This is a genomic window from Asaia sp. As-1742 (assembly GCF_011753235.1).
Taxonomy (GTDB): domain Bacteria; phylum Pseudomonadota; class Alphaproteobacteria; order Acetobacterales; family Acetobacteraceae; genus Asaia; species Asaia bogorensis_B.
Window position 1 is genome coordinate 41,614 of the sequence record NZ_VWWA01000006.1, and the last position, 19,533, is coordinate 61,146.

12 protein-coding genes are annotated in these 19,533 nt (G+C 58.1%); 4 read left to right on the forward strand and 8 right to left on the reverse strand.

Annotated elements, in window-relative coordinates:
• Positions 1–334: 334 nt before the first annotated feature.
• Entirely contained in the window at positions 335–1,342 is a 1,008-nt protein-coding gene (gene pstS, locus F3J08_RS10755; RefSeq protein WP_122039626.1) for a phosphate ABC transporter substrate-binding protein PstS, read from the forward strand.
• Between the two features lie 588 nt (positions 1,343–1,930).
• Complete coding sequence (locus F3J08_RS10760; RefSeq protein WP_166929880.1) at positions 1,931–2,101, forward strand: hypothetical protein; 171 nt, start codon at positions 1,931–1,933, stop codon at positions 2,099–2,101.
• Positions 2,102–2,122: 21 nt separating this feature from the next.
• Here the strand turns inward: F3J08_RS10760 and F3J08_RS10765 are convergent, their stop codons facing one another.
• The 6 genes from F3J08_RS10765 to F3J08_RS10790 form a co-directional block, all read right to left on the reverse strand.
• Complete coding sequence (locus F3J08_RS10765; RefSeq protein ID WP_166929882.1) at positions 2,123–3,307, reverse strand: MFS transporter; 1,185 nt, start codon at positions 3,305–3,307, stop codon at positions 2,123–2,125.
• A gap of 198 nt (positions 3,308–3,505) precedes the next feature.
• Complete coding sequence (locus tag F3J08_RS10770; protein ID WP_166929884.1) at positions 3,506–5,752, reverse strand: TonB-dependent receptor; 2,247 nt, start codon at positions 5,750–5,752, stop codon at positions 3,506–3,508.
• Positions 5,753–5,839: 87 nt separating this feature from the next.
• Complete coding sequence (locus F3J08_RS10775; protein WP_166929886.1) at positions 5,840–6,250, reverse strand: DUF2946 family protein; 411 nt, start codon at positions 6,248–6,250, stop codon at positions 5,840–5,842.
• A 247-nt stretch (positions 6,251–6,497) separates the two neighbouring features.
• Entirely contained in the window at positions 6,498–7,742 is a 1,245-nt protein-coding gene (locus F3J08_RS10780) for a Dyp-type peroxidase (protein WP_166929888.1), read from the reverse strand.
• Complete coding sequence (locus tag F3J08_RS10785) at positions 7,739–8,893, reverse strand: hypothetical protein (protein ID WP_166929890.1); 1,155 nt, start codon at positions 8,891–8,893, stop codon at positions 7,739–7,741. Before F3J08_RS10785 ends, F3J08_RS10780 begins: the two co-directional genes overlap by 4 nt.
• Positions 8,894–8,901: 8 nt before the next feature.
• Positions 8,902–10,392, reverse strand: a complete 1,491-nt coding sequence (locus F3J08_RS10790) for a carbohydrate porin (protein WP_166929892.1) — start codon at positions 10,390–10,392, stop codon at positions 8,902–8,904.
• A gap of 374 nt (positions 10,393–10,766) precedes the next feature.
• On the opposite strand from F3J08_RS10790, the gene F3J08_RS10795 reads away from it, so the two are divergent.
• Positions 10,767–13,190, forward strand: coding sequence for a TonB-dependent receptor (locus F3J08_RS10795; protein WP_240149293.1), 2,424 nt, complete (start codon positions 10,767–10,769; stop codon positions 13,188–13,190).
• Positions 13,191–13,496: 306 nt separating this feature from the next.
• Complete coding sequence (locus F3J08_RS10800; RefSeq protein ID WP_166929894.1) at positions 13,497–16,106, forward strand: TonB-dependent siderophore receptor; 2,610 nt, start codon at positions 13,497–13,499, stop codon at positions 16,104–16,106.
• A gap of 95 nt (positions 16,107–16,201) precedes the next feature.
• Here F3J08_RS10800 and F3J08_RS10805 read toward each other — a convergent pair whose 3' ends face one another.
• The gene (locus tag F3J08_RS10805) at positions 16,202–17,956 is read right to left on the reverse strand and encodes a hypothetical protein (RefSeq protein ID WP_240149294.1); all 1,755 of its coding nucleotides are present in this window, start codon (positions 17,954–17,956) and stop codon (positions 16,202–16,204) included.
• 453 nt (positions 17,957–18,409) lie between these two features.
• Complete coding sequence (locus F3J08_RS10810; protein ID WP_304488587.1) at positions 18,410–19,189, reverse strand: SDR family oxidoreductase; 780 nt, start codon at positions 19,187–19,189, stop codon at positions 18,410–18,412.
• Between the last annotated feature and the right edge of the window lie 344 nt (positions 19,190–19,533).

Below are 19,533 nucleotides of genomic sequence, written 5' to 3' on the forward strand. Positions count from 1 at the left end.
CGCCGATACGCTGAACAGAGACGAGGTAATGGGCATGGTCCAACCTTCTACCCGGCTGATCTGCTACGATCTTCATCGGTTGACCCGTTTCCCCTGAGCGGAGCGCCGCGTCGATCATCCGCAAGGGTCTAAGCTGGCTGATCCCACTCCGATCGGGACAGCGGAGAGCGGTATCACGGCTCCCATCAGACACAGCGCGTGACGGGTTCCAAGGTACGCCGTGCGCCATGCCGGAGCGCCGGAGGCTTTCATAAAACTATCATTTTATAAATGTATCTTCCTGTTTCTGGCGCCGATAGAACGAGCCGTCATCACGATCTATCGAGGTCAAACAATGCAGCTTTCCCGAATTTTCGGCGCCCTGTCGCTCTCTCTGGCCCTGTCATGCGGCGTGTCGCACGCTGCCACCATCACCGGCGCCGGATCGAGCTTTGCGGCCCCGATCTATGGCGCTTGGGGTGAGACTGCACAAAAGGCAATCGGCACCTCTGTCAACTACCAGAGCGTTGGTTCGGGTGCCGGTCAGAACCAGGCCATTGCACGCACGGTCGATTTCGGCGCCTCTGACAAGCCGATGGACGCAGCGAAGCTGGACAGCAACAAGCTTTATCAGTTCCCGACGGCCATGGGCGGGATCGTTGTTATCGTGAACGTGCCGGGTATTGCCCCCGGTGCGCTGAAGCTGGATGGCCCTGCCATCGCCGGGCTCTATGATGGCACGATCTCGACCTGGAATGATCCGCGCATTGCGGCACTCAACCCGGGCCTCAAGCTGCCGGACACGGATGTGGCCCCGATCCATCGTGCCGATGCGTCGGGCACCAGCTTCGTATTCACCTCTTACCTCGCCAAGGTTTCCGGCGCATGGAAGCAGAAATTCGGCGCTGGTACGTCAATCGCCTGGGCCGGCGGTGCAGGTGCCCGCGGCAATGACGGTGTTGCCGCTGGCGTCAAGGAATCAGAAGGCGGTATCGGCTACGTGGAATACGCCTATGCCAGCCGCAACCATCTGAACATGGCGCAGCTTCGTGATCATGATGGCGCGTTCATCAAGCCGGATGCCGCTGCCTTCGCTGCCGCTGCGGCCCATGCCGACTGGGCTCACGCAGACCGTTACGCCGTGGATCTGCTCGACACCGCTGGCGCAAACGCCTGGCCCATCATGAGTGCCACCTTCGTGCTGGTCCCGACTGATCCGAAGGATGCTGCGCAGGGCAAGGCCGTGAAAGACTTCTTCAGCTATGCGCTCAAGAACGGCAATCCTGACGCTGTGAAGCTGGACTATGTTCCGCTGCCGCAATCCGTTAAGGACGCGGTCCTGCAGGGCTGGCCGAAGAACTGAAGTCACCTTGTTCCCGGCTGCGCCTGGTTGCAGCCGGACCTATACCCAAGCCCGCCCGGCACGCCTGACGTGACCGTGGCGGGCTTTTTTGTTCCAGGGGCCATATCACGACTCGCTCGTATATGACATTGAGGCGCCCGGACGCCCCATCCGTTCCCTGTCCCGGCGTCTTAAGAGCCTCTGATTGCGTGAACACGCGCACTGCAGCGTGTCACAGCTTTCTGTTAGCAACTCACCTGTGAGGCAGCCGCTCGGGCTCGAAACAGACTTTTGAGGCGGCTACAAGTCTCTGGTGCAAGGCGATCTCCCTAGGCAGAAAGCCCGCTCCGGTGCGTCGTAGCCTTGGTGGCTCCGGATCATTCCCGCGTTGCAAATGCACATGTTTTGGTTACTATTATATTTCTTGATATTTTTTCATTTTGACCTGAATCAATAATGCAAGATCGTGATTATTATGACTGTATTTGAATATTGACGATGATTTCGAACGCGCCCACTCTTCCCGTGTCGAGCGGATCAGCCTTCTGACAAGAGCACAAAGGGCCAGCTAAATGCTGGTTCGCCGGCCCTGAATAACGGAGAGTCAAAATGACAAGATGGTGGGGCCCTGCGCATTTACATTATCCCATGACCGATCTGCAGTCGCTTACGCTGAGCTTCGCGGCAACTGTCGTGGTCGTCGGGTTGGCTGTGTTCACCGTGCGTGCGGTCAGAAAACATCGTCTGCGCGTTGCCACGACGCACGTCAAAACGCTCTGACTGCCTGACAGGGCCTATCCTTCAAATGAGCGGGCGCAGTCCGCGTTGATAGGCCCCCAGCCCCAGCAGCAAAAGCAGGATTGCGGCGGCAGGCAGCGCGACGATGCTGCTATGGGTCAGCAACACGCCCCCCAATAACCCACCGGCGGACACGGCGAGGTTCCAGGCCGTTGTCGCCATGGCTTGAGCGGTATCCATGAAGCGTCCCGCGACGCTCGTCATGGCGCTTTGCGTGAGGGCTGCAAACCCGCCAGTGGTAATACCCCACAGAACAACACCAAGGCAGACCGGAAGCTTGTGCGTCAGACCAAGTGACATGAGCAGACAGGCCGCCATGAATACGAGAATACTGGCCATCGTCAGCCGCGAGAGATGATGATCAATCAGGATGCCGGTGACAAAAAGACCGGCAACCGAGCCTCCGCCAAAGACCAGCAGGAGGAGATCCACGCGCGCTCCTAGCCCGGAGGGGACAAGCAGGGGCTCGATGAAAACGTAGAGCAGGCTGTGGGCTGCAACAAAGCTGAAAATCAGTGTCAGATTGGCAAGCACACCGGGCTGGCGCAGGCTGCCTGAAAGGCTGAAATGGCTTCCAGCCTGACTGCCGGGCGCATCTGGCAGAAAGAAGAGCGACCAGATCACGAGCAGGCCCGAAAACCCGCCAAGGCATAAAAAGGCGCCGCGCCAGCCCAGCCATTGGCCAATTGCCGCGCTCAACGGCGCCCCGAGCACGAGCGCCAGCGTGACACCTGAACCCGCCAGCGCAATTGCCCTGCCCCGTTGTGCCGGTGGTGAAAGCCGCGTCGCGTAACCCGCGAACATGGCCCAGATCAGCCCGCCACAGCATCCGGCGAAAAAACGTATGGTCAGGGCAAGCGCCAGATTGGTGATTATGCCGTTTGCTGCATTGATCAGCGTGAAGCCGACCAGACCCAGCAGGAGCAGGCGCTTGCGTGGCATCCTGTAGGTCAGCGCCGTTGAAGGAAGAGCAGCGCATAGCGCACCCAACGCAAAGGCCGTGATGAACTGCCCGCTTGCCGCCTGAGTGATCTGGAGGCCATCTGCAAGCAGCGACAGTAATCCGGCAGGCATGATCTCGGTCAGCAAGGTCACAAAGGCAGCCAGAGCCAGAATGATCATGGCATGACGGGGAAGCCTGTCCGGACCTGAACATTTTGCCGCCGCCTGATCCGTCACCCCAACCATCTTAAAGCGCTCCCCTTTCCGTCCGTCGCTCCGGGCAGTCCCCTGAACATTGATCAGTGGGCTAGGCGATAGGCGCGGGCAGCAGATTAGGCAAGACAGCATGTAGGTTGTTTATCATGGCCCATTGGGTCGAAACATCCTGCTGCCCCGGCACGGGTGAGGCGACGCCGTCAGAATGAACGCGTCGCCTTGCCATCATCAGAACGCGGCTGTCAGGCTGAGATTGAACGACCGGCCAAGTCCGGCGAGGGGCGACAGGATATTCGTCTGACGGTAATCACCCAGCGAGAGCCCCCCTAGCGGTAGATAGTATTTCTGGTTCAGCACATTCTCGATGCTCGCATCCAGCGTAAGCTTGCGCCAGCGATAGCTGCCGCCCAGGCCCAACAGCGCATAACCCGGTGTGCGCGGTTCGTTACGCAGCCAGTCCACCGTCGATTTCTTCTTCACCAGCGTGACATCCACACGTCCGGTCCAGTTCTGATAGGTCTCGCGAAGGCCAATCGTGCCGTTGGCAGGCATCTGATGATAAAGGCCGGAATGGGTGACCATATCCTGCCCACGCACCCAGTTGAAGCTTGTCACGATCCTGCCTTGTCCGAAGCGCTCGTCATTCCACAGGCGATAACGCGCCGAGCCATTCAGGCCGTAACTCTGCGCATTGTGATTGACGAATTGTAGCTTAGACAGCCCGTTGCTGAATGATGCCAGACGGACAACGTTAATGTAGCCCTCTGTGTAAGTATAGAATGGCTGGAGCCGAACCTCCCAGCCCTCGCCTTTCGGGTCGTGCCATGTCAGCGTCATGCTGGCTGTGTTCGCTATTTCGGGGCGCAGGTTGAGGTTGCCGACATAGCCATTGCCATCGCCAAACCAGCCGATCATGCGCGTGGCCATGGTGCCCATACCCCAGGCATAGCGTTCGTACAGGTTGGGCGACCGCGTCTTGCGGGCGTAACCGCCCTCAAGCATCAGGTCGTCACGAATATGCCAGCGACCTGTGGCCGTCACGTCGAAATTGGTGTCTGTCCGTCCCCGCGAGGCAGCGTTGAACTTACGTGCCGCCATGATATCGGCCATCTGCATCATGCCGGTCCAGGAATACGGGGCCACCTTGCCCGTGTTCATCATGATCAGATCGCTGCGCAGCCCAAGCTGGGTCGAGAAGCGTCGTGTCCATTGGGCATTCCACTCGATATAGTGGCCTAGGCGGTCACGATGGCCGTTATTGATGCTATGAAACATACCGGGGCCCATCATCATGCTCCCCACGAGCGGCGGCCACCAGTCATTCAGTCCGTTATGATCATAGCTGCTGCCGAGCTTGATATTGTGATGCGTGCTGAGGGGTACAGTGAGATCAATTGCGTAGCCCGCCGTCCGGGCATCCGTGTTCATCGGCATACCCCTGGTGGCGCTATGACCACCCTTGTCATTCATCATGTTCATGACGTGATCGACGCGCTGCCAGAAGCCGCGCACGTCGAGGGTCGCCCATCGATACTCGCCACGATACTTGCCATTCACAAATGTCGAGCGGTTATTGGTCATATCCATATATTGGTTGGGAAAACCTTCATACGGGATATCCTGCTGACCGAAAGTCAGGGCGAGCAGGTGATTATCCTTCTTGAGGCCTGCCGTTACAGCATGATTGAAGGAGAGATAGCTGGTGGAGCGAACCTGCTTGCCATCACCCCCAGTGTGGTAATTGCTCGCGTGGCTATAGGAGCCGGTATAACGCAGGCTGAGCAGATCATTGGCGACTGTGACCGTGCCCGAAGCACCCGAGCCGCCGCCATTGCTACGATAATCGCCCCGCACATGGCCCGTCACGAGGATCTTGCCGGGAGCAGCAAAAAGCGGATCCTTGCGCTCAATTTTTACCGTGCCGCCGGTGCTATCGCCCCCGAGGCTGACCGGGGTGACACCAGCGATAGCCTCGGCAGAGGAAACACTGTCGGGGTCGATATACGACATCGCCGGGTTCATGTGATTGGGACAGGCCGAGGCGATGCGCATGCCATCCACAATGGTCGCGACGCGGTCATCGGCCATACCGTTGAGGACGGGCAAGGATGAGACCCCACCCGCAGCATATTGCGTGTAGCCCAGCGAGCCTTTGAGTAGCGAAGCTGTATCGGGTGAATGAATGGCGGTACGCCGTATCCCCTGCACACGGAGATATTCGACCGGGGTGTCATCACCATCTGACTGGTTCGCGGGCCTATCCGGCGCTTTGCGCTTGACGGAGGATGGCCTTGTCCGGGTTTGCGATGTTTCGAGTGCGCTCGCAGTGACTTTGGGCCCGCTGCGGGGCGAGGTGGTGGCTGGAGGCGTGTTCGCCGCGTTGGCGTTGGTCACAGCAATAAGGGCAAGCAATGAGGTACACCCGAACGCGAGATAGGCGCGACGGTGCGATCTGCCATAAGAGGGCAGTGTCATGGGATTAATCCTGATCAGTCTTGATACGAAATCCCGCCTTCCGGCTCGCTCCCAAAGGAAACATTCACCGAAGTACGGAACGCGATGTCAGATCAGGACGACTGGCGGTGCCTGGGATGGCGGCAGGACCCACCGTAATCCGGGCGGCGCGCGGCAAGGGGGCAGAGAAACGATGTGGGTGAGCCGGATCGAGCGGGAGAACGCCGCCAGCAGAGCGACCCCGAGAATGAACACAGCCAACTGAAGAAGCGGGCAAAGCGCACAGGCTGTATCGTGATGATGATGCCCTGCCTTTGGCATGTGATGCGATGCGGGCATCGCCATCGACGTGGAATCACACATGCCCATGGGGTCGGCCATAACCATGGCGGACGCGATATCGACCCCGATCAGTCGCTCTATTTCAGCTCTGGGGGTTTCATCCGGCTCGGCCAGACCCTGCAGGCCAAGCGAGGCAAGGAACCCGAAAAGGACGACAAGGCAGAGAGACAGGCGCATGAACGATGCGCCTGTTCTGATCCCTCGTGAATGTCGCCCAGCCGGTGAAATGGCCCCGCCCCTGTATGTGCCCGCCCCGTAACCCGGAGCGGCTGCCTGTCGGTCGAAATACCGCGACGCCCTTCCAACGTCCAGCATTATAAAACAGGACTCGAATACTCCCAAATATAGAGAATATCGCTAGGCAGAAGATCCCTGCAATCGTTACGCTCAAATAATGCACCGGAACACCAGTTGCTATATCTGATTAACTCTCGAACAAGGTCTGACCAACAAACTCCCCATCCCTTCTGCCAGGGCAGGCAAATAGCCCGCCCCCGATATGGGTCGTGTACTGGTTCATCATGTCGAATTTGGACATTTTCTCAAAAATCCTGACGAAACCTGTCCGGGGGTCCTGCTGCCAGCTCAGGAACAACAGGCCGGCATCCATCTCCATACCCTGACGCCACGGCGGCCAGCGCTCAGCGGTGTAGCTCAAGCCGTTGTCATAAGAGTAGGCCCGACGGAGAATTTGCGCACCGCCATTCTCCTCTGGCGCTGCAAGGCGGGCATGGGAGTTCTGGACAGTAACAGGGTTGCCGTCATGATCCTTCTGCGTCAGGGTCAGTGGCTCGAATTCATCGTGTCCACCAATGGGCGCCCCGCTGAGTTTCTGACGTCCCATCGTTTCTTCCTGGAACGCAACAGGTGTCCGGTCCCAGTGCTCCAATGCAATACGAATGATACGCGCAACGAGATAGCTCCCCCCCTGCATCCAGGGGAGATCGCTGGTAGCAGCCCATATATACCGGTCCGCACTCTTCGGGTTTTGAGCGTTGGGATTGATGGTCCCGTCCTTGAAGCCCATCAGATTGCGCGGTGTCTTGCCCTTGCCAAAATTGGGCAGGAAGCCTGCCTGCGCCCAGCGCGGTGTGGCAATATCATAGGCCAGCCGGGTCAGGATGCGCGAGGCATGGAGTGTCGTCTGCGGGTCATCTGCGCAGCACTGCACGCACAGATCGCCACCGGTGCGGGCTGGTACCAGCTGATCGCCTGTGAAGCGCGGCAAATCGGCCAGCGCCGCAGGGCGATGCGAGGCCAGACCGAAACGGTCCTTCCCCTCCTTGATAAACAGGGTGGGGCCAAAGCCGATGGTGATCGTCAAGTTGCGTTGACCGAGGCCATCTGTTTCGTCTGAATCAACAAGACCCGGCATATCCTTGCCTGCCATCAGCCTGTCTGCGGCCTCACTCCACGCGCGTAGCATCTTCACAAGGGCTTCGCGCTTGTCTGTCGTCACCTCGAACGTGATGAAATAGGCATGAGGCTGCTGGGGCGTGACGACGCCGGGCTGATGAGACACGGCGATCGCATCATGCGATCGATCCCGCTCCTGATCTGCATGGGCTGCCTTTGCCCCCGCGACGGCAGGAGACAGGCCGCTCAGGGCCACAGACCCGGCGAGGAAACGACGGCGACGCAATGCGGGCCAGAACTTTGCTTCGGTCATGGCTGGCTCACATTCAACGTGTTCATGTCGTCCTCAACGTAATAGAAGCTCTTTCCATCGGGGGTCATGGCAAGGCCGAACAGATCACCATTGCCGGGAGGCTGCTGAGCCTGATCGGCATCCACCCACTGGGCGTAGATCTGTTTTTTCGCAGCGGGGTCGATCTCGACCACCTGCCCGTTTCGACCATTGGCAACCAGCAGATGATGGCCGGGCACCCAGATCATGGCCAAAGGCCAGTTCAGCAATCCGCCCTTGGTGATGACCCGCCCCACCGCATCATTGACGCGTGTCACCGGTTCCTCGCGTGTCAGGGCATTATCGATGGCCGTTACCTCGTTGTCGTAGCCATCAGTGACGTAGAGTGTGCCATCGTCATCCAGTGCCAGACCGGTCGGGCCAAACAGGAAGTTGTCGCGATCGGCACGGGCTGAAAATCCGCTGGCCACAACGGTCTGCTTGTCGAGCACCGGCGGCCCACCTGCCGGAATACTGAGCTCCAGGCGCAGCACGGTCGCTTTCTGCAGGATCGGTGGGTAATTGGTTTTGGGATCCACGACATTCGGGCCAGGCAGATCGAACCCGGTCATGGAAATAAAGAGTCTCGCCTTATCGCCATGATCGACACTGGCAATATCCCCCCACGGTGCGTTGATCAGCGGTCCTTTCCAGGTCGTGACGAACTTGCCGTTGGCATCGAGCACAATCAGGCATCCATCACCCTTGGTGGTGGTCGTGCCATCCTTGCTGGGGGCACTGCCGACGATAATCCAGCCCGATTTGAGAATGGTCAGCGCCGTTGTAAGGCCCACACCGCCGGGGCAGGCAGCGAGGTTGCTGGGCAGATTGGCAAATAGTCGCGCATTGCCGCTAGTGGGAGAGTATGCGACGATCGTGGTGCCTGTTCCCTGCAGGTTGCTGATGTTGTTGAAATTGGTGACGAGAACCTCGTCCTTTTTCAACACGCCCATATCCTGTGGCACAACCACAACGGCATAGGGGTTGAGGTCGCCATTCCCGGGGCTTGTCGAAGCCAGCGTCGTATGGCGGTGCAGGGTTTCCAGAAAGCCCTTCTGCTCGGCGCGGGCATGGTGGGGCGCCGAGGCAAGAGCCAGAAGAGCGAGAGCAGTGCAGGACAGACGGGGCGACATAGTGTTCCTCAAAGCGCAATATTGGTGCGAAAGCCGAACACGAGTTCGTCTTTAAGCCGTCGATCCGGATGGGACGGATTGGGAATGCCGCCACCAGGATTGAATATGTATTGGAAATCGGGCTGCCACTGCATCCAGCCTGTAAACTGGTACTGGTAGGTCACCTCGACATAGGTTTCCCCGCCCTGGGTGGGGGAATAGGCACCTGAATAGCGCCTCACCGCCCGGTCATAATTGGCCAGCGCCCCGCTCACATGGGTGTAGCCCATGCCAATACCGAAGGTATCGTCTGTACGGTAGGGAAGTGGGTCATTGAATGTCAGGCCGAAATTCAGGCTGAAATCGATCGGCACACGGTCCGATTGCGGGGCCCCCATCGCACGTCCGAAAAGGCTGATGGTTCTGTTGGGATCGGTATGGCTACGCCAGATCATCTGATCCATCACGGCGTAGAAGCTGAATGCCCCGCGATGGGTGAGCGCCGTACCGTTGCTGTTCGGTGAGGCTAGCGGTATTCCGGTGTTGTCCCAGTACTGGTCGGCGAAGGGCTCGGAATCATACCACCCGCCTATGCGATAGACGTGAGAGAGGGGCTGAACCTCGTCGGGTGACACCATGGCCCCCAAAGCGGGATACACATATTGCAGTTCGGCAATTGCCATCACACCGCGGTTCAGCGGAAAGCTTGTGCCGGAAGGATTGGTCATCTGAGGGTCGCCATCGCGGCTGCGGGTCGGGCTACCGCTATACACACCGCCAAGCAGATAAAGTGGTGTCGCAAGCCAGTATTTGCCTCGCACACCCAACGCCGAAAGCGGATAGGCGGGGCCACCACCAGGCAGATCGGCCGAAGGGAGCATGGGCCAGCCGAACATCGTGTTGGCAAACACGAGCGCGTTGGCACTCACCATATATTCCTGGTCGAGGCTCTGCTGGCCTATCTTGATGTCGAGCTTCTGCTGGTCGAGAAACTTCTGGTCAAACCAGAGCTCCCACAGACGCGTGGCCCGGTCGGCCTCGATCCCGCTGACCGTTTGCAGGGCCATAAGGTTATCGGCACTGTAATTACGGCCATGGATCTGCTCCATGCTTACATTGAACGTGCCGCCATACCAGCCCATGGCGCGCTGCGTATCAACCTGAAGCACAGCCACTGTCAGCCCGTTATAGCCCGCCCCACGATGACTGCCGCCCGTAGGGTTTCCGAAAACTTCCGATGTCTCCTGGATGGCGAGTACCGCACCGTATTTTCCGAGTTCAGGGCGCAGGCCCCACATATTGCCGAGCAGATTGGAACTCCGCCGCCAATTCGAAAGGAAGCCGAACACCCCTGCCGAGGCTTCGTCACCAGCCTCGGCGGCATTACCAAGGTTTACAGGCGGCGGGACGGCCCAGGCGACCGTCGGGGCGAAAGCCGCTACGAGGCCAATACTTGCCCCCAACATCCGACCCCGCCCCGTTTTTGGCAGACCACCCCGTGCGGCTTTGAATTTCAGCATTCTACCCTTTTTCTCATGCTAGTGAGAATCGTTCGCACATGGATAGCAGCAATGCTTTGACATGGATCGTTAATAAAGATGTATGACTGAATTGTGAAGATTGACTATTTATAACGAGAACCACTTTTATATTTTGTGTAAATAAATGAGTATTAATACGTAAAGACACAGATCGAATTGCGTTGCTGTATCGGAAATACCGAAACGAATTCTCTAAAGGGCTTTACAACGGACGTGCGACATCAGATCCGCGCTTTGTTATAATATATCATTTTACACAAAACGTCAGACTTCCTAACCAAGCGATCGCATCTGCTTTTCACGATATCCCATGCTGACCTCTGCGTTGGCAGGGCTCTACCCGGAACAATCGCTTGTCCAAACGATCCCGCCTCCTCGCCTCTTCCCTGCTCTGGTCTATCGTTTCGCTGGCCGATCCAGCATTGGCCGACGCAACGAAAGATGAGTCGGTCCAAGGCCAGGCCGAAAAGACAGACGCAGAACGTGAGACGCCCGGAAAAGCGGGAACGGGCCATAACAGCCCCCATACGCGCGCCACGGGTCAGCGCCATGAAACAGTCACTGTGCGTCATCAGCGCAGTAACGCGGATGGAACCTCGGGAACGACGCCGGGGGGCGGCATGATGCCCAACCAGACAGCCCCCCACTCACGCAGCGGATTGACGCGCGATTTCATTGCCCGCCAGTCGGCCACACTGTCTCCTGTCGCCATGATCGCGAGCCTTCCGGGTGTGGTTTATTCAGGCAATGACCCTCTTGGCATGAATGACGAGCAGCAGGGACTATCGGTGCGCGGTCTCGACCAGACCGAAATTGGTTATCTTTTCGAGAATGTTCCCGCCGCGCCGCCGTTATTCCTGATTCCCTATACTTCGGCCACGGCTGATAACGAGAATATCTCATCCATCACGCTCACACAGGGCGCGGCTGGCACAGACGCGCCACTCTATAATGCGGTGGGGGGTGAGATCGCCGTGAAGATGCGCAAGCCTTCGGAGGAGGCAGGAGGCTTTGCAAGCGGTTCCTGGGGCTCTTTCAACCTCAATCGTGAATTCCTGCGCCTGGATAGCGGCCGGATCGGCCATACAGGCATCAAGGGTTTCGCCTCGTTTTCATACAGAGGCGCCGATCAGTGGCGGGGCGCGGGAGCCGGCCGCCGCTATCACACCGATATGCGCCTGCTGAAAGAATGGGGCGCGCAAAACAGCGCCTCACTGATTTTTTCCTTCAATCGCGACAGGGGTTTCTACCTGCGACCACCTACCCTCGCCCAGTGGGATCAATACGGCACCGATTTCCACTACACCGGCAGATACAAGACAAGCGACAGCAACTATTATCGCTTTCAGGAAAATGCCCGGGCCCAGAGCTTTGTTTCTTCCCCCCTGTCACTCCACCCCAATCGCCATGTCACGCTCGATATCACGCCTTACTTTATCTATGTCTCGGGGTATGACAGTTACGGAACCAGTCTGAACCGTATTGGCAGCTATCAGGGCAACCAGCCTGCCGGGCCGCTTCGAGTCTCACCATCACTGGGGGCCGTCATCCCGGCGGTGGCGACAGACACTTACAGGCAGTCCCATCCGGGAATGAACACGGCCCTTCATATCGACACAGGGGCCAACCGTGTGAGCCTCGGCTACTGGTATTCCTATTACGATTTTTCCAGTCTCTCGCGCTACGTCCTGCCTGATGCGCAGGGTGGCGTACCGAGCCAGACAGGCCGCTATCCCATTCTTGCAGCCGATGGTTCGCCCCTCTCGTCCTACGACGCTCGACTGATGCAGCAAGTCAACGCGCTCTCGCTCACCGACAGGCTCTCGCTGCTCGATCACAGATTGACGGTTTCTGCTGGGCTTCGCGTGATCATGGTGACGCGCAACGTGACCAATCTTCTGCCCGGGGCGCGCTATCGTAGCGGGGCGAGCTATGTTTCCCCCCTGCCTCAGATTACAGCCTCATGGCGCCTGAGCAATCATGACCAGCTTTATGTCAACGGAACCACGGGGTTCCGGGCACCCTCAGGCATTTCGAGCTATCAGGATCGCTTCAGCCTCTCCACAGGACAGCAGACACGTGTGGCCGCCTCGGATATCCGGCCGGAATATTCGATTGGTGAGGAGATCGGCTATCGACATACAGGACTGGTCAATGTCTCGGTTGCGCTCTTCAATTACAACTTCACCAACCGGCAGGTTACGACCACGACCGTTCTAAACGGTGTCATGACCACTGAGTCGATCAATGCCGGCGGCCAGACCGCGCGCGGCGCGCAGTTTGAGATCGGTATGAAACCCTATCACCATTTCAGCCCTTATCTATCGGGACAATATATCCACGCGACCGTCGATAATAATCTGCGCTCGGGCAGTGACTACCTGCCCACCAAAGGCAAGACACCTGTACGAACCCCCACTTTCTCCGGCGGGCTTGGACTATCCTATGATGACGGGCAGATTTTTGGCCTGTTCAACGGCAGCTATGTCGGGTCCACCTATTCGACCTTCATGAACGACGAGAAAATACCGGCTTTCGCGACTGCCAATCTGTCTCTCGGTTACAGGTTCAGGCAGTTCAATGCCCTCCGCACGCCCCAGATCCAGCTTAATCTCATCAATCTTGGCCGGTCAGGTTATCTCTCAGGGGTTAATGGCGTCTCGCTCAACAGACGTGCCACACGCGGCGTGTATGGCACCATGATTGCTGGCAAGGCGCCGACCTATTTCGTGGGCGGCGGCTTTGCTGGCGTGGTGGCGCTCTCATCGGGCTTCTAGAGCTGCGATCAGGCCACGTATCCCCGATGAATTTTATTGCATAAACGCATCAAAACACCCCTTCCGCTCTTTTAAAAAAACATTTATCGTTTCGATGGATCAACGGAAATGGGTCGAACCGGAAAGCCCTCTGCCGCGACACATGCGGCAGGATGCCCGCCAGGCTCATTCCCTGCCCTATCCATTTGCCCATCACATCACCTGACAAAGCCGGGGATATACAGGCGCGCCCGCTCGATTTCTCACGTCCATATTGTTTCGATATCGGAATGAGAAAGCACGCTTTTACGGATCGGAAGGACTTCGATGAAAAAAAGACTTGCCCTGCTGACCGTCTCTCTGGGAGCCATTACGGCTGTCACGTCAGCCCAGCAGGCCCATGCACAAGCCACTCACCCGACACAAAGCCGGGACAAGGCTGCAAAGGCAGCCCAAAAGACCGATACCAAACCCCACACAGCGCCTGCACGTCGTGCCCGGCCTGTCTCGGGAGAAGAATCTGTCATCGTGACCGGGACCCATGCCGTCAACCGCAAGGCTCGCGACAGCACGAGCCCCATCACCGTCATCAGCGGGGCCGAACTTGCGCGTTCAGGGCAGCTGAACCTGACCGACGCCATCACGCGGGTTTATCCGGCTATCAATATCCAGGCACGCGGGAGCGATACAGCCGCGCTTACAGGCTCGATCCGTATGCGCGGCCTCAACCCGAACCAGGTTCTGGTGCTCGTTGATGGCAAAAGACGGCACGTCACGGGCAATGTCGTCCAGAATCCCGGTCCCCAGTTCGGCTCGACACCTGTCGATCTCAATATGATCCCGGCCAATGCCATCGATCATATCGAGGTGCTACAGGATGGTGCCGCAGCGCAATACGGATCGGACGCCATCGCGGGTGTGGTGAATATCATCACCAAGAAGCAGGATCATGGACTGCATATGGCCGCCCAGACCGGGGCCAACGCCTATGCCGGCAGCGGGTGGAACTACCAGCTCAATGCCGATGGCGGGACCAAACTCGGCCGCGACGGCTACCTGCATCTCAGCGGGCAAATCTACCACACGGATCATTTCTACACGAATACAATCGACCACCGCCTGCTGCCCTATGCGCCAGCGGGTGCCAATACGAGCGGCTATTACGGTATTCTTCCCAATGCCATCAAGGTGCCGACAAACTCGAACAAGATCCTGAGCACGCCCGAGGAAACACGCGAAAATCTGGGTATCGACTTCGGAAAGCCGATCACAGCCGACATCGATTTTTACGGCCTCATTACCTATGGGCATCGTCACGCTGAATCCATCCAGAATTACCGCGTTCCCAATATCGCTCCCACCCTCTACCCCACAGGATTTTCGCCGATCGAGGTTATCGAAGAAAACGACTATCAGGCCAATCTGGGGATCAGAGGCAGTCATTTCTTTGGATTCGACTGGGATCTGAGCACCGAATATGGCGCTGATGAGGACGACATCAATACCAAGAACACTGCCAATACCGGTATGCTGGGGTCATCATGCCAGACCACCAACAAGGCCAAGGCCTATTATTCGTCGCAGGGCTGCGGGTACTCGCCAACCAGTGCGCGGGCCGAAACCTATCGCAATGCGATGTGGACCAATAATCTTGACTTCCGGCGCAGCTTCCGCATCGCCAATGCTGTGCCCATGACGCTCGCCTTCGGCGGTCAGCACAGGCTTGAGATGTATGACATTGTAGCGGGTGAACCTCCGTCCTACGAGGCAGGCGGCACACAGGGCTATGCCGGTGCCGCGCCACAGAATGCGGGAAGCTGGAGCCGTGATATCTGGGCCGCCTATCTGGATGATGACTTTCATCCCCTGCCCAAGCTGGACATCGATCTGGCCGGACGCTTTGAACATTATACTGATGCGGGCAACACCGAGAACGGCAAGATCTCGGCGCGCTATGACTTCACCAAACGTATCGCCGTGCGTGCCACCATCAGTAACGGATTTCGTGCTCCAACCCTTGCCGAGCAGCATTATTCCGCCCTGAGCGTGGGTCCGACCTCGGCGTCCGGCCTGCTTCCGGTCTCGTCGGACGCCGCAAGGACGCTGGGTGCCAGCGCTCTCAAGCCTGAGAGATCGACCAATGCCAGTGGCGGTATCGTGCTTGAGCCCCTGGATAATTTCCATGTCGAGGCGGATGTCTATCAGATCAACCTGCGTGATCGTATTGTGCAAGGTGGCACCGTTGTCGGGGCACAGGCCATCGCCGCCATCGAACAGCTGGGCTACACCCTGCCCGGCGGGGCGACCCTGACGAACCCGACGGGGTTTTCGGCCTATTACTTCTCGAATGGGGCAAGCACACGCACCCAGGGTATCGACATCAAGGCTGATTACCGCCTGAGGATGCATCGCTACGGCAATCTGCTGCTATCGATGGGCCTCAACATCAACCGTACCACCCTGACCCATAACGGTCTTTCGGCCACCGGCACGCCTCTGCTTAATGCCCAGACCACGGCTTATCTCACTAGCGAGTCACCCCGCAGCAAGATCGTGCTGAACGCCTATTACACGCTGGGCAACTGGGACGTGAACCTGCGGCAGTCGCGCTATGGTCAGACGGTTGGAATGCTTACCTATCAGGACTGGACACCGGCCAGCGCCATTTGTCCGATCAATGGCAAGGCATTGCGCGGTTCGAATGTGTGCTTCGCCCAGTTCAAGAACACTCCGCGCTGGTTGACCGATCTCGAGATCGGCTACCGATTCAATCAGCACTGGCATGTCGCGATCGGGGCCAACAACATCTTTAACATACGTCCCCGAAAGGTGCCCGCCCAACTCGCCTCTTACGGCGTACTCGTCTACGACAGCGCCTCGGCACAGGTGCCGATCAATGGTGGCTACTATTTCGGGCGCATCAACGCAGATTTCTGACCTGCATGCGGCTTGGTTCATCGATAGATGCATAAAAAAAGCCGGGCAGAGACGCCCGGCTTTTTTCCGTTGAAGATCCTCGCGAGGCCCCGCCCTTACTGGAAGGGCAGATAACGCAGCGAGAGGAACACCATGTTGTCGTTCGTGTGCGGCGTACCACCCACCCCGCTGAAGGAGGTAACATAGGTGTAGGAGTACTGGGCACCGACACGCAGCGTACCGTAATCGCCATGCAGATAGGTCCACCAGAAACCGGCCGTACCCTGTACCACGCGGTTAATGCTGGTCTGGCATGCGCTCGACGCTGCGCCCTCGATATCACATCCACCCACGTTGTAGAGCGGGTTGCCATAACCGTAATGCTTGCCGCCCTCGTTGAAATAAGAGCGCGAACGCAGCATTTCCATGCCGCCATAGGCGTAAAGCTGCAATGCCTTGGTGGCGTTGCCATAAAGGCCGACCAGCACATTGGCCGCTGGCATGGGCTTGACCTGGCCCTTGGAGTCAATGGTCACATCAGGAATATTGGACGTACCGTAACGCCCGATCCCGGTGCCAATCAGGCCAGAAGCCTGGAAGAACACCTTGTGCGACTTCTCGACCGGCAGGATGAGGCCACCGCCGCCGCCGCCAGCCAGCTTCGTGCTGCTCTGGCCCGTGCCGGTGTAGGAGACACGGCTATGAGCGAAGCGCAGCAGCCCGGTCAGTTCGTAATGACCCCAGCCCGGGTCAGCCGCGAGCTTGCCAATGATGTCTGGCGCCACATCCGTCGAATAGTTGGTCGACGGGTTGTTCACGTTCACACCCGCGTTCTGATAGGTGCCCGAGGTCGCACCGGCGGGCAAATACTGGCCACCCGAGCCGACCGCGATGACCTGCTGCGGGTTCTCGACCGAAATGCCCATATTATAGCGGCCGTGATCGAAGCCCTTGACCAGTCGGATCTGGGTGTTACGCGTCCAGTTGAAGCCCGGGATGTACTGGGCATCGATCGACAGCGGCACCTGCTCGTCACGGGCGCGCATGCCGTGGTTGAACATGGTGAGAAGCGACCAGTTCTGACCGCCCAGCAGCGTCAGTTCGTCGGCGTCATCGATCAGCTGACCGTAGAAGACGCGCTCACGAAGAACATAGGAGTTGGACTGACGGGAGTTGGACGATGAACCAGCGCCCTGGAAATCGGTTTCGATATAGGCCTGTGCGCGAAGGTTGCGGGTGATGTCACCTTCCACCAGTGCGGCGAGGCGGCTCTGGCGGGCCGATTCATGGAACTCGTTGATATGGTAGTTCGGGCTGTTCGCGAAAGGAATGGACCCGAAATTGGACGAGATGTCAGACACGTTGTTGCGCGACCTGAACATGGTGGCGGCCTCGACATAACCACCGAGAGTAATACGTACGCCACCAATCTGGATCTGACCACGATGAAGCGGCCCATAGAGATCGGTCACGCGACCGGTCGGGGTACCGGTCAGCTGACCATACGGGGTTGCAGCATTGACAGGGGGAAGGAGAACATTGCTGTTCGGGCCCTGAGCCGACGCCGTGGAGAAGCCACCCGTTGCAGCCTGGCCAGAGCCGTGTGCAGGCATGCCGCGATATCCGTTGCGTGCACCGTAGGGGTCGTTTTCCTCGGCATGTCTCTGTTGTGCCAGCTGGTCATGAATGCGCTTCATCTCGCGATTATGCTCGCGCTTCATGTCGGCCAGCTGGGACTGCATGGCCTTGATCTGCTTCTCCATCAGGGTCATCTGATCGAGACTGGCTGCGCGTACCGGCGTCGCAATAGCCAGAGAGGCCAGAGATACCGACGCCAGCAGCAGGCGACAGGCACGGGGGAGAGAGGTCATGTCAGGTTCATCTTCCGATGCTGCGGTGGGTGTGAGCCTCCCTTAATCGGTGCCTCCGCGCATGACCTGCGAAGCTTTGATGACTCCCATATGACAGTTCCATGACAGATAGTCTAACCATCTGTTATAGAACGATATTTTCTAAACCTAACCATGACTTTTCATGGCCGGTTCCTGACAAAGTGTGAAATTATGTGGTTTCCGGGACACAGATCGGGTCCCGTGCAGGCTTTGGGGCGGTGTGGAGCGCCATATCTGTTCGGTAATCGACAAAACTGGTGTTCAACCGGCACGACCGACGAGCGCCACGTACATTGTCGTTGTGAGTCAGCAACTCGCAAGGATCAACGTCGAGATGACGCGCCTCTCCTCACAACGCGAGGCATCGTGTTCATAACAGTAGGTGAAACATCTGGCGCAGCATAACGAACTGCGCCAGCGCTCCGATATCACTCAGAGAATGGTATAGCCGCCGTCGATCAGAATATCGGCGCCGTTGATCATCGCCGCACCGGAGGAGGCAAGGAACACTGCGGCGGCAGCGATTTCCTCGGGGATTGCAAAGCGCCCAGCTGGAATACGCTTGATGGCGGCTTCGCCCTTTTCACCCGCCCAGGCCTTCTTGCCGAGTTCGGTCATAACCACGGTCGGGGAAAGCGTATTGACCGTGATGCCGTATTTGCCCCACTCCGCAGCGAATGTCTTGGACATGCCGATCACGCCGAATTTGGAGGCGCAGTAGGCAACGTGCTCTTCGATCGCGACTGTTCCAGCCTGCGAAGCGAGATTGATGATACGCCCGCCCTTGCCTGTCTTGATCATCGCCTGACCGACAGTCTGGGTAACCAGGAAGCTACCCTTGAGGTTGATGGCAATCGTCTTGTCCCAATAATCCAGCGGGAGCGTCTCGGCAGGTGCAAGGAACACGACACCCGCACAATTGACCAGAATGTCGAGCTGGCCAAACGCCGCCTGTACGTCTGTCACGGCCTTGGCCACGGAGTCCGGATTGGAGACATCACAGGAGAAGGGTACAGCCGCATCACCCAGCTCGGCAGCTTTGGCGGCTGCGTTTTCCAGATTGACATCGACCAGCGCAACCCTGGCACCCTTGCGGATAAACGCGGTTGCAATGGCTGCACCGATGCCCGATGCGCCACCCGTAACCAGCGCTACCTTCCCCTTGAGCGAAAAGTCGAGATCGACATCGGCTGCTGAGAAATCCATCTTCATGATCACGCTCCATGTGATTTATCACACAGAACATAGAGCGTTTGATCGAAACGCGTAAGCACTCATCACATCCGATCACAGTAAATTCAGGCGCGTTTCTTTCATAATGTGACTGCCAACAATGTATCGTTTCAACAATGATTGCATCATTCCGGAAATCAAATAGGAGAAGTCCCCTGATCTATTATCGTTTGAGGCGTTGAAAGCTTGATGAGCGGATGCGCGCGCAGGATCAAAGACCCGACATGCGAACCGCCCACCGCACGAATGGGCGCACTATCGTAACCACGCGGTCAGGTATCCAGGCCTGACTAACCTGCAGGAGGTGCAGCGTGGGCGTTGCG